This window comes from Anoxybacillus sp. ST4 (assembly GCF_019448545.1).
Classification (GTDB): domain Bacteria; phylum Bacillota; class Bacilli; order Bacillales; family Anoxybacillaceae; genus Anoxybacillus; species Anoxybacillus pushchinoensis.
The window spans coordinates 59823-74822 of record NZ_JAHZOE010000008.1 but is presented as its reverse complement, the minus strand read 5'-3'; the positions used below and the strand labels follow the sequence as shown (position 1 = coordinate 74822).

Below are 15000 nucleotides of genomic sequence, written 5' to 3'. Positions count from 1 at the left end.
CTTAATTAACTCTTGTCATCCCAACATGGAACAACCATTTCTTAAACGATCATTTCACAAAAATAAACAAGCTAATCCAGAAACGTAAACACGTTTCGAGATTAGCCTCTTTCATTTCTATTTACTTTACAAAGGGAAATGTAATGTCAAAAAAATACAACACAACGAGTATAGTGGTCAAAATAAGTGCTTGAATGCTATCACGCTTAATTAAATCGGAATGCGAACGTTTGTATTCTTGTTTTACTGTCCACCGATGGGCAATATGTGAAGAAAGTAAAAACCAACAAAAAATAACTACATAACTAACGATTCCATATGTCCACCATGTCATTTGAATCACCTAAATCCAAGTTGTCTCTGAGAATAGTTCAGATGACAAATCTTATATTTTACTTCTCCCAAAAAAAGCATCCCTCCAACTTCGACCGTTTTTACTTCGTTTCGCAAACACATGCATCGTTCCTTCCGCACTCCCCATCGCCCTCATGTTTGTCGTGTCGATCCCTTTTTCCTTCAACCATACGCGATAGTCACGCAAACATCCTGGCATCTCCTCGATTCGACGAACAAGCGCCGCGAGTTGCTTTTCCTTCTCCTCATGTTCTAGCGTACCGAGCCACATGGAACCGATCAAGCTGAAAGTACCCTCTGTCCCCGAAATATTCTCGACAAGCTGTGATCCATGGGGCGCCATCTCCATTGATGACCACCCAATCCTCAAGTGGATCATAGCCATATTCCTTCATCAGAAAATTCTCTACAGCCTCCCAAATCGGTTCATTCGTTTGATGAACCATATACCGTCGATTCACTAAGGATACACGCTTCCCGTTTTTCTCCCATCCTTGGTGAATCATGATGATCTTTTCTTCTTTCCCTTTGATGCGGCTTCGTTGACGTTTCACGTACAACCCATCCGCTTCGATAAAAAACACGCGCCCTTTTTTCTCCATCGCACGGTGCCCTTCCACCTCTGCCTCGATGATGGACTGGCGAATCGTTTCGTGACTCATACATGCATATCCCACCAGCTTTTCAAGCGACTGCGCAGCCTGTCGATACGAAGAACCCGTCACGGCGAGATGAATCGCTGTCTCCTCTAATAGCGGACTCACTCCATGCGCCCCATCGAACTGAAGAAAGACATCGAGTAAAGACGTATACACCTTTTTTCACGGTCAAAGTAGTAGTTTCGCTTCACTTCCACCTCTCCAAATAGCGTTTGGAGTCGGAGCGTCCGCTTATCTTTGAGCGCATATCGTTTCTTATCTCGCTGTTCTGCCAATGTGCGGTCGATCTCCTCCAACACCTGTTGAAGGAGATGACCATATTGTTTTTGCATATGTTTAAATAAAGACTGTTCGATCTCTTTTCATGTCAAGCCGTTTGTGATATAATCCTGCATGGGCTCCACTCCTTTCTTTGGTTGTATTTTTTCGCACTTACTACCTTACCAGGAGGAGAGCCCGTTTTTCATCTATTTTGCTTACATATCTGACAGGTTCCTTATTATACAAAATCAGGAACCTGTCTTTTTTTCTCCCACAAACATTTTACTCATACTGCAGAGATTTTCTTTTTTGTTTCTGCCCAGCTGTCACACATTCAATGCGATCTTCAACGTCGCAATCGTCATTTGGTGAAACAAGAAGACGCGGTGATCATTGCCATTCATCTGTTAGGAAAGTTGCTTGGCTTCTCTTCCGAACGTGCATGGCATCGCTTTGTTACTGGGAACTTGTTCACGGATAGACATTTTCTCGAACGTTCTCGATACAATCGTCGTTGCCGGGCGCTACGATTTGCGATCAAATGGATTTCGTCATGAACTAGCGAAACGTGGGCAAAATCATGCCTATGCGGTCGTGGGTAGCATGCCAATCAAGTTGTGCCATGCCGCAAGAATGTACCTTGTCAAACAATTCCAAAGGATCGCTGACATCGGACTTTGTGCGTCGAAAAAAGTGGAATTAGATGTCATATTGTTGGTGTATTCACTTGTAACACTCGGGCTAGTTGAGCGCTAGCGCTCAACTAGCAGTACGGGTTTCAGTAAATAAAAAATTCAATAAATTTGATAATAGGAGTAGACGATCGCTACCCCTCCCACGTCCATCTTGTTCTTGCTAGTTGGACATGGCCATGGAAAATCGTTTTTGCTTCGTCGACAAGTTGTTCAACGTTACCGAAATGAGGTAAGTGCGTTAGTAGCAATGTTTTAACGCCAGCGTCGCGCGCGATCGTTGCCGCTTCCTCGCTCGTCATATGCCCTGCTTGTTTCGCATGTTGTCCTGCGTAAAAGTTGCATTCGCAAATCAGTAAGTCTGCCTGTTTCGCAAAAGGAACAAACTCAGGCAAATAGCTAGAATCTGCTGTGTATACGACCGTCTTTTCTCCTGCACAAATGCGCATCGCATAACAAACAGCTGGATGTTCTGTCGGCATAAACGTAATCGTAAATGGACCGATATGAAGCATATCGTTCGGATCGTACGCCACCGCTTTCGTCACTCCTTTATGAGCAAGGCGTGCGAATCCATCCCGATCAAACGAATGTCCATAAATAGGAAGCTCAGGCAAATGTGCGCCTAAATTTTTCTTAATGAGTCGCGCGTATTGAAGCGGGCCGATATCTGCCACGTGATCGTGATGATAATGCGATATGATAACCGCATCAATTTGTTCAATATCAATGACATTTTGCAGTTGGGCTAACGCTCCGCTTCCACAGTCCACTAATAAACGAAAACCGTCGTGTTCAAATAAGTAACATGACGTCGCCTCATTCTTTTTTGGAAACGCCCCCCAATAACCGATAACCGTCACTTTCATATGTATTCACCTTCCTCGCAAAAATGTGTACAACTAAACGATACCAAATTTCTGAACAAATTTCACATACGCAAATGTTATAAAACAACTATTGACAAATATATATCTGTTATAATACAATAAAATCAACAAAAGCGAAGGGGATGGGGAGTTATGTTAGAAAAAATGTCTGAATTTTATAAAAAGTTACCGCCAAAAACATGTTGCGAGTGCGGCAAAGAAATGGAAGAGCAACATGAATGTTACGGCAATGTTTGCGTTCAATGCTTAAACGTTTCTTGTTAAAGTAAAAAGCAGCCCGCGCGGCTGCTTTTTACTTTAATTTATAAACGCGTGCTTCATACGGTTTTAGCACGATCGTGTCAATCGATTCGTTTTCATCAACCGCATAGTTGCTAATGAGCAGTTGTTTTTCCGTAAACGTGATATGTGACGGCAACGTAAATGTCGGTTGCTCGCTGCTAAAGTTTGTGATGACAAGCAGCTGTTCGTCGTTCAACTTGCGCACGTATGCGTAAATTTGCTCATCATCTTCAAGCAGCAGCTCATATGATCCGTACACGATAATCGGATGCTCTTTCCGGAGACGAATGAGCTTTTTATAGTAGTGGAAGATGGAATTTTCATCTTTTAATGCTTGCTCGACGTTAATATCGCGATAGTTTGGATTGACGTCAATCCACGGCGTCCCCGTCGTAAATCCTGCATGTTCCGTCGCATCCCATTGCATCGGTGTGCGCGCATTATCGCGACCGCGGTAATGAATCGCTTTTAAAATTTTTTCTGGGTTTTCCCCTTTATTGACAACAACATCGTTCCATAAATTAATCGTTTCAACATCACGATAATATTCGATCGACGGGAAAGCGACGTTCGTCATCCCAATTTCTTGCCCTTGATAAATGTATGGCGTTCCTTGCATCATATGCAACCATGTCGCCAACATTTTTGCACTTTCTACCCGATACGTTTGATCATCGCCAAAGCGCGAAACAGAGCGTGGCTGGTCATGGTTTTCTAAATAGAGTGAGTTCCATCCTTTTCCATGAAGTTCTACTTGCCACTTGCTCATAATTTTTTTCAAATCGGTTAATTTCCACGGTTGAATGTCCCACTTGCCGAGATGGCTACCCGGTTTCGAATCGACATCCATATGCTCAAATTGAAACAACATATTCATGACGCCATCTTGTTCGTTCGTAAACCGAATGGCATCGTCTGTCGTCACCATCGGCGTTTCTCCGACCGTCATAATGTCGTATTTACTTAACACTTTTTCTTTCATTTCTCGCAAATAGTCCATTAACTTCGGTCCGTTCACAAAATATTGTCCGCCCCATTGATAACGGTCATTCGCATTCGTCACCGGAGCATCCGGCAACCCTTCCACTTTTGACAATAAGTTAATCACGTCCATCCGAAATCCATCAATGCCACGATCTAACCACCATGTCATCATATTGAAAATTTCTTCGCGCACCTTTTCATTTTCCCAGTTTAAATCTGGTTGCTTTTTCGAAAATAAATGTAAATAATATTCCCCTGTTGCTTCGTCGTACTGCCAAGCAGAGCCACTAAAAAACGATTGCCAGTTGTTCGGCTCTTTCCCATCTTTCCCCGAACGCCAAATGTAATAGTCGCGATACGGATTATCTTTCGACTTGCGTGATTCAACAAACCAATGATGTTCATCGGACGTATGGTTGACGACTAAATCCATCACTAATTTCATCCCGCGCGCATGCATTTCACGAAGCAGTTCGTCCCAGTCAGCGAGCGTGCCAAACTCGTCCATAATATCTTGATAATCGCTAATATCATAGCCGTTATCGTCGTTTGGCGACTTATAAACAGGAGACAGCCAAACGACGTCGACACCGAGCTCTTGTAAATAATCTAACTTTTCGATAATGCCGCGCAAATCACCGATCCCATCCCCATTTGAATCTTTAAAACTGCGCGGATATATTTGATATACCACCGCTTCTTTCCACCATTGTTTCATTTTTGGAATCGATTCCATCTTCTTTTCCCCTCTCCGCTATTCTTTTACTGAACCAGACGTTAAACCCGACACGATGCGGCGTTGGAATAATAATACCATAATAACGAGCGGAATCGTAACGATAACTGTCGCAGCTGAAATTTCACCCCATGGAATTGTATATTGACCTTGGAACATCGCGATTCCAACCGGCACCGTTTTATAATTTTCTGCTGTGTTAATCGTTAACGCGAATAAAAATTCGTTCCATGCCGCAATAAACACGAGAATGGACGTTGTAAAAATCCCTGGTACAGCGAGCGGCAAAATCACTTTAAAATACGTTTGTAGCGGTGTTGCACCGTCCATTTTCGCCGCTTCCTCTAAATCAAACGGAATTTTACGGAAAAATGTGACTAATAACCAAATGGAAAGCGGCAACGCAAACGTTGTATACGGAATAATTAATCCTAAATAACTGTTCGTCAACTCAAACTTTTTCACAAACATGTAAATCGGCGAAATCGTCGCAATTTGCGGAAACATCGAAACAGATAAAACAATGCCAAGAATAATCGACTTTCCTTTAAAATCTAAACGTGCGATCGCATACGCAGCAAACGCCGCCACAAATACGGTATACACGGTCGTAATCGTCGCGATGACGGTACTGTTCCATAAATACTTTAAAAATGGATAGTTTACAAAAACAGAAACGTAACTTTTTAACGTCGGATGGCTCGTAAACCAATTAAACGCTTCTTCCCCAAACAATTCGCTTAGCGGCTTAATCGAACTTAATAAAATCCATAAAAATGGAAACATCACTAAAAAAACGAAAACAAATAAAAACAAATAAAACAATGGACCGGCTTTCTTTTGCATCGTTGCACCTCCTATTTTCGATCAGAAATGAGGTCAGCACCTAAAAATTTAATGTAAATCGTCGAAATGATCGCAACGCAAATGAAGACGATCACTGCTAACGCTGAACCGCCACCGAAGTTTGTTTGCGAGAACATAACTTTATACGCTAAAATCGAAATCGTTTCTGTCGAGTTCGCTGGTCCGCCACCTGTTAAAACGAAAATTAAGTCAAATACACGAAACGCATCAAGCGTACGGAACAAGAGCGCAACGAGAATGCTTGACTTTAAAAGAGGTAACGTAATTTTGACGAACTGTTGCCACTTTGTCGCCCCGTCAATAGATGCTGCCTCATATAGTGAGCTTGGAATCGTCTGCAAACCTGCTAGCAGCAATAATGCCATGTATGGTGTCGTTTTCCATACGTCAGAGAAGATGACGGCAAACATTGCTCCTGCCCCTGTCGTTAATAGCTCGCTCATATTATTGATAATGCCGATATCTGCAAAGTATTTTGCAACAATTCCGTTTTGTCCGTCATATAAAAACTTCCACATTAATGCGGATACAGCCGTCGGAATCGCCCAAGGAATTAAAATCGTTGCCCGTACAAGACCGCGACCGAAAAACGCTTTATTAATCAACAGCGCAATCGCTAGACCGAGCACTAATTCAATGGAAACGGAAATGACCGTAAATACAGTTGTATTCCAAAGCGCTTTCCATAAACGCGAGTCGCCTAAATAGTTTTTGTAATGTGCTAAACCGACAAAGTTCGGTTCAATAACTGCTCCACTTAACCCGTTTGCAAGCCCTGTTAATTTGTCTCCCTGCTTTAACTGTCCGCTTTCGTTTAATGTCTTTAATGTTTGTTTCGTTTCGCTAATCGTTTTTGTTAAATGTTGTGCCGCTTCTTCATCAATAGAAACAATTTTGATCTCTTCACTCGGCACTTCAAAATTGTTCAAAATCTCATCAACTTGTTCATACCGTTTTGCTACTTCTTCATCCGCACGAATTTCTTCATCGACTTGTTTCAATTTTTCTTGCAACGACGCCAACTGTTCTTTTTCCGCGCCCGTTGCTTCGGCCGTTTCTTGCTTTAATGCGCTCATTAAAAACGGATAACTTTCTAAATATCGCTCTAAGTTTAAGCTGTAATCAAAGTGAAGAGAAGATTTTGCTGGGTTGTTCAGACGATAGTCAAATAAACTGAAATAAAATGACTGAATGACCGGCCAAATCGCAACAGCTAAAATGAGCAGTAAAGATGGAGCGACAAGAATATACGCTAAACGGCGCTCCGACTTTTTTTCGTTTTTCACTCGTTGTTCCCCCTTTATGCAAAGGATTTAGCCTCCAGCGCTCATACGAGGCTGAAGGCTAACGTGCAACTACTGCATAACTGCTTTAATTTCTTTTTCCATGTTTGCCACCGCTTCTTCGACTGTCATTTGTCCTGCAATGGCTTTAGATACGTTAATTTGAATAATTTCAGATACTTCTGGATAGTTTGGTACAACCGGACGCGGTACTGCTGCATTTAATCCGTTAACAAATCCTTCTTCTGCAAAGAATGGGTTCGCTTTTAACACTTCTTCATCTTTAAATAGTTCTGGAAGCGTTGGTGCTAAACCGCCGTAAATCGCAGAAATTTTTTGACCTTCTGGACCAGTCATAAATTTTACAAATTCCCAAGCCGCTTCTTTATTTTTCGAATATGCGTTAATTGCTGTCATCCATCCACCTAATGCAGCTGCTGAACCTTTATCTCCAGCTGGCAGTGGCGCAACGCCGACTTTATCAACAATTTTTGATTGTTCTGGATCGTTTGCCAACGCGTATTGGTATGGCCAGTTGCGAATAAATGGCGATTGTCCTTCAATAAACGCAGTATGCGACTCTGGCTCTGTAAATGTCGTAATGTTGCTTGGCACAACATCAGATGTTGCAATTTCAACAAGCTTTTTCAATCCCTTAATTGTTTCAGGGCTGTTAACGACTACGTTGTTATTTTCATCGACGATTTTTCCGCCGTATGCCGCAATAAATTCGATCGCGTTACATACTAACCCTTCATATTGTTTCGCTTGCATTAAGTATCCGAATTGTGTGCCGCCTTGTCCTTTAAATTCGCGAGCAGCTGTTAACAACTCATCCCAAGTTTTCGGCACTTTATCTTCTGGTACGATGTCTTTACGATAAAATAATAGTCCTGTGTCAATAAATTTTGGCATCGCCCATTGCTTTCCATCAAAATTTCCGGCTGCAAGTGCACCTTGGTTGTATGCACTTAAATCAATGCCATCTTTTTCGATGAAACGATCGAGCGGAAGAACATATCCAGCTTGCGCAAACTCTGCTGGCCAAATAACGTCCAAATCCATGACGTCAATTTCCGAAGATTTCGCGTTTAACATGGTGACGTATGCATCGTGCTGAGCCCCTGTGTCTGAAGGCATTTCGCGGAACTCTACGTCAATGTTCGGATATTTTGCTTCAAACGCTTTGACAATTTCTTCAGTTGCTTTTGTCGCATCTTTACCGCGAGCATACACGATTTTTACAACTTCTTCAGATTTTTTTGCCTCATCTTTTTTATCCGTTGTTTCCTTCTTGTCTGTGTCTTGACCGCCAGAACAAGCTGTCAAGCCGAGCGTAAGCGCTAACAATGCAGAAGAAAATTTTGTTGCTTTCTTCATGAAAAAATCCCCCTTATTTTTAAAATAAAATGTATGTCAAACTTCACTTTTGTGAAGCTTGCTACCAACTGTTGATGCGCGAACAATCAGTTGAAGTGGAAATTCGTAAATTTCTTGCACGTCATATTTTTTTGTTTGAATTTTTTCTATCATCACATCAACCGCTTTTTGTGCCATTTGTTTCACCGGTTGATGCACCGTTGTAATGGTCGGATTCGTTAGTTCCGTAATTGCTTGATTATCAAAGCCAACGACCGCTAAATGTTCAGGGATGCGATATCCGCACCTCACCGCTTCCGATATAATGCCAGCCGCCACTTCATCGCTTCCGGTAAATACAGCAGTCGGACGATCCGAAAGCGCCATCATTTGTCGGAATACACGCTTTCCGTCCGCAATGTGAAACGCATCGCGAAAAGCGTATCGCTCATCAAACGTAAGCTTATATTCCGCTAACGCTTTTTTAAAGCCAATCTCACGCGATTTTGCTACATTGCTTTGGTAACCACCGGAACAATACGCAATTTTCGTATGACCTTGTTCAAGCAAATGTTTCGTTGCTATGTATCCCCCGTACACTTGATCAAGCCGAACGGTTGGAACGTTTGCACAATCGTCAAACTCGTTGCAAAGGACGATCGGCCCATACTGTAAAAAAGGCTTCAACTTTTTCCACTCATTTTGAATAGAAGCTAAGATGACTCCATCGACTTGTTTTGTTTTTAGTAAATTCATATAGTTCAATTCTTTTTCAGGCGAATAGCGGGTTTGACAAATAATGAGCTGATAGCCATGTTCCGCTGCCGCTATTTCTGTCGCTTCTACAAGTTCGCTGAAAAAAGGATTAGTAATGCGCGGAATAAATAATGCTAAAATGCTCGTTTTCTGATTCCGCAAACTTCTCGCCGAAGAATTCGGCACATATCCTAGCTGCTCCATCGCTTCAAGCACGAGCTTTCGTTTCTCTTCTGACACATACGGGTGATTGTTTATGACGCGCGAAATGGTCGTCCGTGAAAGCCCTGTTAGCTTGGCGACATCTTCAATCGTCGCCATCCTCCCATTCCCCCCTTATTTCAATCGAAAAGAAACGAATGAAATCGTTTTCATATTCATATTATACTTACACTCTCTTGTATATGCAAGTTAATTTTTTAAAAATTTTTTCATTGAAAAAAAAAGCTTCTGAAGCATATTACGCCTCAGAAGCTCGTTCAACAATCGTTGTGAACTGACGACGATGTTGAATCGTAAAATACGTGATCGTTCCAGCCATCATCACGACGATAAACATAAGCAGTTTACCGACGTTTTCCCACATAAATGAGAAGTCACCGCTTGAAATGACCGCTTTAAATCCGAAAACAGAATATGTCATTGGCAACCATGCGTTAAATAGCTGGAGCGCATGCGGAATTAACTCAAGCGGGAACGTTCCGGCGCTTGTCGTTAATTGTAAAATTAATACAACAATCCCGATAAATCGTCCAGGATCTCCAAAAACTGTAACGAGAAATTGAATGACAGATAAAAAGGAAATACTTGTAACAATGCTAAAGATGATAAATAAAGGAACGCTTTTCACTTGTAAATCGAGCACAAACAGCAATACGCTATCAGCAAGAAGCGCTTGTAAAATACCGATTCCGATGAGTACGCCAAATTTTGCAAAAAACCAACTAAATGGCGAGCGCGGTGCTCCGGCTGGCTCGCGAAGTGGAAAGACGATTGAAAGTAAAAGTGCCCCAACAAACAATCCTAATGATAAGAAATATGGAGTAAATCCCGTTCCGTAGTTTGGCACTTTATTTATTTTTTCATTTTTTACTTTCACCGGTTCAGCAAACATGTTGTATACATCTTCATTTGCCTTGACATCGCTTGCTTTCTCTGCACCTTCTTTTAATTTATTTGCTAGTTCTTCTGAACCGTCTGTTAATTGATTCATCCCATCTTGCAATTTTCCTGTCCCGATTGTTAACTCATTCATCCCGCCGGCCAATCGTTGCGAACCATCAGCCAATCGATGCGCACCGTCTTGAAGTTGATCAGCACCGTCAGCAAGAGCCCGCAATCCAGAAACAAGCGCTTTGCCACCACGAGCGAGCTTCGCTGTTCCTTGCTCCGCTTCTTTCATTTTTTCATGTAACGTAGCCATACTTACAACAAGCTTTTCTTGACCGCTCGCAAGCGCATTCGCACCATCGGCCAGCTGTTTTTGTCCCGTAAGCAGTTGATTCACGCCACTTTCAAGAGCGATATGCCCTTCATGCAACTGCTTCGCTCCATTACTTAACGAAGTTGCACCTGCTTGCAACGCCTTGGCGCCATCGTTTAACTGTGCTACTCCGTTTTCCACTTGCTTGCTTCCTACCGACAATTGCACAACGTTTTGTTTTAGTTGCTCATATACTGCTTTTTGCGCTGGATCTGACGTTTGCGCAATGAGGGCATCAAGTTGGACAGCTAACTTCTCTAACCCGCCTGCCACTTGAGCAGCACCTGTTTGAACTTGCGTAGCTCCTTGTTGCCACTCGGAAAGAGATGTCGCTAACTTTTCTGCTCCCCCGCTTAATTGCTCCGAACCTTGCAACAGCTGCGGCATGCGTTCATCAAGTGCTTTCACTCCTTCAAGCACACGATTGGCCCCAGAAGCAAGCTTTGCCGTCCCTTCTTTTGCTTGTTGCGCTCCAGCAACTAGCTGTCCTTGCCCATCAACCATGCGCTTCATTCCATCATGAAGCGTTTGAACACCTGTTTCTACTTGCATCGAACCGTCAGCTGCTTGATGCAATCCGTCGGTAAATGCGATTGATTTTTCCGCAAGTGTCGCTAAATGGCGATACAATTCATTTGAACCATCTTGCGCTTGTTTCATGCCATCGTACAGTTTATTCGTTCCTTCGCTTGCATCAACGAGTCCATCATGCAACTTTTCTGCTCCGTCGCTCGCTTTCGTTAGCCCATCTGCCAACGTTTTTACTTTGTCAAACATGTTTTCTGCGTACGTTTCGGTTAATGTTTTTGCCACTTCCGTTTTAATTTTTTCAACCGCTGTCGCGCCAATTTGGGCAGATAAAAAGTTAAATCCTTCATTCGGTTTGTAAATGAGTTGCAGCTTTTTCGGATGATCGTCTTGTAACGTTGTGGCATGTTGTGAAAAATGTTCAGGAATTTCAATAAGCATATAATACCGTTGTTCTTTTAACCCTTTTTCCCCTTCTTGTTCACTGACAAAATGCCAATCAAACTGCTTCTTTTCTCTCAACTTATCAACAAGATCGTCACCAATATGAAGCTCTTCTCCTTCAAACGTTGTTCCTTTGTCTTTGTTTACAACAGCGACAGGTAAATCATCTAAATGATCGTACGGATCCCAAAACGCCCATAAAAACATGCCGCTATATAAAAGCGGAATAAACAAGACAGCGATAATCGGAATAAGCACTTTCCGATTGGACGTGACCGCTTTTATTTCTTTCACAAACAATTGAAATGTATGCATATGCTCAACCCCCTTTTTTAAAATGTTGACCAATTTGTTCATTTAGTCATTTCTTACAAAAAAGAGAAGGATCATCACCGAGATAATCCTTTTAACAAATACAAATGAAACAGTTCGGCAATTTTTTGTTGCGATAACGGCTCGTGCTCCTTTTCCCAATCGACGTTTAACGCGATATACATTTTAAACATTAAAAACGCTATTAACTCCGCATCGCACGAACGAATTTCCCCTTTTTCCATCGCCTCTTCAATCTTTTTACGAACGTAAGCGATCATTTCACGATCAAGCCGCTTCATGACGTGTCGTACAGCTGGCGTGCCAATATCACGAACTTCTTGTAAAAGTTTTATCGTCAGCTCATGCTCTTTGCGAAACGTAAAAATACGCTGCAAAGCGCGTTGTACGTTTTCGTTAAAAGATAAGCGATCATCAATCGCTGCATCTGCCTCACGCTTAATTTCAAAAATGATCGAAGAAACGATTTCTTCGAGTAGCTCTTCTTTACTTTTAAAAAACGTATAAATCGTTCCTTTCCCAACGTTCGCCATTTTCGCTACTTGATCCATCGTCGTCGCCTTATAACCGAACAGCGAAAACGACTTCGCTGCCGCTTCAATAATTTGTTTTCTTTTTTCTGACATAGGCGTTCATCCTTTATCATGACTAAATGAACATTTTGGTCATTTCGTTTTAAATCATAACATACATCACGTGCACTTGCAATAGAAAAGGTGCCTTATTTAAGAAGACACCTTTTCCTTTGTATAAGAAAAGTAATGCAGCACCTTTTTTACTGCTTCTTCTCCTTGATCGATACAATCTGGAAGACCGAGACCTTCATATGAACTTCCGGCTAAAAAGACACCTGGAAAATACTGTTTCATATCACTTTTCACTCGTTCGATACGTTCGCGATGACCGACAGTATATTGCGGCATCGATTGTTTCCAACGCGTCACGATCGAAAACATCGGTTTCGTCGTTATGTTCATCACTTTATTTAAATCGTCCATCACTACTTGGACAATATCATCGTCTGTTTGATCGACAATCGCTTCATCTCCAGGGCGCCCGACATAACAGCGCAACAACACGTAGCCTTCCGGTGTCGTATGCGGCCATTTTTTATGCGTCCACGTACATGCAGTAATCGTATAGTCGCTATCCCGCGAAACGACAAATCCCGTTCCGTTCATATCTTTTGCTACCGCCTCTTTCGGAAAGGCTAATGCGACCGTTGCCACAGAGGTAGATGGCATCGTTTCAAAAGAAGAAAACATCGTTTCATTTGGAAAAAGGGATGTCAACGATTGATGCGGAACTGCAACGATGACGCTATCCGCTTCTTTTTTCTCTCCGTTGCTTAACGTTAACACGTATCGGTCATCTATCTTTTCAATCCGCTCGACACGTATCCCTTTATGCACTGTTCCTTTTTCGAGCTTTTGCTCAATCGCATCAACGAGCGATGACAACCCTGTTTTTAACGTTTGGAAAATGCCTTTGTCACTCTTTTGCTTCGTTTTTTGCTTTGGCATCGATCGTTTCATCCCTAATACGAGGCTGCCGTGTTTTTGTTCTAAATGGAAATATTGTGGGAATGTTGCCATTAAACTAAGGTTGTCAATATCACCAGCGTAAATTCCCGACAATAAAGGCTCAATTAGCCGATCAACGACTTCATTGCCAAGACGACGGCGGAAAAACTGACCGAGCGACACGTCTCCTTCCGTTTTTAACGGCGGCAACACAAAGTCAGCAGCTGCACGCAGTTTGCCAAATGGAGAAAAAAGACGCGTCACAACAAATGGGGCAAGTTTTGTCGGGATACCCATCACCGCCCCGCCCGGAATCGGATGTAGCGTTCGATTCACGAGAATGTACGATTGCCCGGCCGTGTTATGCACAAGCTCTTTTTCAAGCCCGACTTCGTGAATAAGACGTGAAGCGCTCATTTTTCGTGCTAAAAAAGAGTCTGGACCGCGTTCAATAATAAATCCATCGCGATAAACCGTTTGTACTTTCCCGCCAAGTCGATGGCTCGCTTCGATTAATTCACACGAAATCGGCAACTTGTTTTCTCGCGCTTCTTTTTGCAAGTAATACGCAGCCGTCAATCCCGTTATTCCACCGCCAATAATGACGACTTTCTTTTTCATAGCGAATCGCCTTCTTTACGTAAATGGTTTAAAACAACTGTTGCAAGGGCGTCAATAAACTGCGGATGCGCATTCGGCATCGGTGGACGATAGTAGCTGACGCCAAGTTCATCCGTTACTTGCTTACATTCAATGTCGTTATCGTATAACACTTCTAAATGATCCGCGACAAATCCAGCTGGAACATATACAAACGCCTCGTATTTCTTTTCTTCGTACAATTGTCGCGTTAAATCTTGCACATCAGGGCCTAACCACGGCTCTGGCGTATTCCCTGCACTTTGCCATCCGATTACATATTCAGAAACGCCTGCTTCTTTCGCAATCAAATCCGCTGTTTCTTGTAGCTGTTTCGGATACGGATCTCCCATAGCAATAATTCTTTCAGGCAAGCTATGCGCTGACACGATTAACACCGCTTTGTTGCGCTCTTGCTCAGACATCGCTGCATACGTTTCTTTCACTCGATCTGCCCAATATTGAATAAATTTTGGCTCAGTATACCAACTTTCCACACACGTCAATGTCGGTCCACCTAAACGCGCCGCTTCTTCTTTCGCTCGTCCGTTGTACGATTTGACGCTAAACGTCGAAAAATGTGGGGCTAATACGATCGAAACTGCTTCTGTAATGCCGTCTTCATACATTTGCCGAACGGCATCTTCAACGAACGGTTCAATATGCTTCAACCCTAAGTATACGCGAAATTCAACGTCATGTTGCACTTCATTCAGCCGTTCAGCAAGCTTTTCCGCCTGTTGTTTCGTAATGGCCGCAAGCGGGGAGATCCCGCCAATCGCTTCATAGCGTTCACGAAGATCGGCCAACATTTCTTCTGACGGCTTACGACCGTGTCGAATGTGCGTATAATATCGCTCTAAATCTTCCTCTTTGTATGGCGTACCATACGCCATCACAAGCAGTCCCATGACTTTTTTTGACATC

At 42.6% G+C, this 15000-nt stretch carries 12 protein-coding genes and 2 pseudogenes; 2 read left to right on the top strand and 12 right to left on the bottom strand.

The genetic code is table 11. From position 1 onward, the window contains the following. Positions 1 to 121 precede the first annotated feature (121 nt). Together K1I44_RS07590 and K1I44_RS07585 are read right to left on the bottom strand one after the other, a co-directional pair. Positions 122 to 334 (bottom strand): hypothetical protein, encoded by a 213-nt coding sequence (locus K1I44_RS07590; protein ID WP_219985779.1) that lies wholly within the window; start codon positions 332 to 334, stop codon positions 122 to 124. A gap of 51 nt (positions 335 to 385) precedes the next feature. Further along, a pseudogene (locus tag K1I44_RS07585) lies at positions 386 to 1345 on the bottom strand (UPF0236 family transposase-like protein). Between the two features lie 228 nt (positions 1346 to 1573). Here K1I44_RS07585 and K1I44_RS07580 point away from each other — a divergent pair. After that, positions 1574 to 1967: pseudogene (locus K1I44_RS07580) on the top strand (transposase family protein); the annotation flags it as partial. 133 nt (positions 1968 to 2100) lie between these two features. On the opposite strand, the gene K1I44_RS07575 reads toward K1I44_RS07580, so the two are convergent. Continuing rightward, a complete protein-coding gene (locus K1I44_RS07575) occupies positions 2101 to 2835 on the bottom strand; it encodes an MBL fold metallo-hydrolase (protein WP_219985778.1) in 735 nt (244 codons plus the stop codon). 153 nt (positions 2836 to 2988) lie between these two features. On the opposite strand from K1I44_RS07575, the gene yhfH reads away from it, so the two are divergent. After that, positions 2989 to 3120 carry a protein YhfH gene (gene yhfH, locus K1I44_RS07570; protein WP_021095297.1) on the top strand — a complete coding sequence of 44 codons (132 nt, stop codon included), beginning with the start codon at positions 2989 to 2991 and terminating at the stop codon, positions 3118 to 3120. Positions 3121 to 3148: 28 nt separating this feature from the next. Here yhfH and K1I44_RS07565 read toward each other — a convergent pair whose 3' ends face one another. From K1I44_RS07565 to hemH, 9 genes are all read right to left on the bottom strand, one after another. Continuing rightward, a complete protein-coding gene (locus tag K1I44_RS07565; RefSeq protein WP_304511211.1) occupies positions 3149 to 4858 on the bottom strand; it encodes a glycoside hydrolase family 13 protein in 1710 nt (569 codons plus the stop codon). A gap of 18 nt (positions 4859 to 4876) precedes the next feature. Beyond that, a complete protein-coding gene (locus tag K1I44_RS07560; protein ID WP_219985777.1) occupies positions 4877 to 5704 on the bottom strand; it encodes a carbohydrate ABC transporter permease in 828 nt (275 codons plus the stop codon). Between the two features lie 11 nt (positions 5705 to 5715). Then, positions 5716 to 7011, bottom strand: a complete 1296-nt coding sequence (locus tag K1I44_RS07555; RefSeq protein WP_219985776.1) for a carbohydrate ABC transporter permease — start codon at positions 7009 to 7011, stop codon at positions 5716 to 5718. A 69-nt stretch (positions 7012 to 7080) separates the two neighbouring features. After that, positions 7081 to 8388, bottom strand: a complete 1308-nt coding sequence (locus K1I44_RS07550) for an ABC transporter substrate-binding protein (RefSeq protein WP_219985775.1) — start codon at positions 8386 to 8388, stop codon at positions 7081 to 7083. A 36-nt stretch (positions 8389 to 8424) separates the two neighbouring features. Continuing rightward, positions 8425 to 9444, bottom strand: coding sequence for a LacI family DNA-binding transcriptional regulator (locus K1I44_RS07545; protein ID WP_219985774.1), 1020 nt, complete (start codon positions 9442 to 9444; stop codon positions 8425 to 8427). Between the two features lie 139 nt (positions 9445 to 9583). After that, positions 9584 to 11893, bottom strand: coding sequence for a YhgE/Pip family protein (locus K1I44_RS07540; RefSeq protein ID WP_219985773.1), 2310 nt, complete (start codon positions 11891 to 11893; stop codon positions 9584 to 9586). Positions 11894 to 11967: 74 nt separating this feature from the next. Beyond that, positions 11968 to 12537: a TetR/AcrR family transcriptional regulator gene (locus tag K1I44_RS07535; protein ID WP_219985772.1), complete on the bottom strand. Its 570-nt coding sequence runs from the start codon at positions 12535 to 12537 to the stop codon at positions 11968 to 11970. Between the two features lie 99 nt (positions 12538 to 12636). Further along, on the bottom strand, positions 12637 to 14055 hold the full coding sequence (gene hemY, locus K1I44_RS07530; RefSeq protein WP_219985771.1) for a protoporphyrinogen oxidase: 1419 nt from the start codon (positions 14053 to 14055) through the stop codon (positions 12637 to 12639). Continuing rightward, positions 14052 to 14999 (bottom strand): ferrochelatase, encoded by a 948-nt coding sequence (hemH, locus tag K1I44_RS07525; protein WP_219985770.1) that lies wholly within the window; start codon positions 14997 to 14999, stop codon positions 14052 to 14054. Before hemH ends, hemY begins: the two co-directional genes overlap by 4 nt. Position 15000 lies beyond the last annotated feature (1 nt).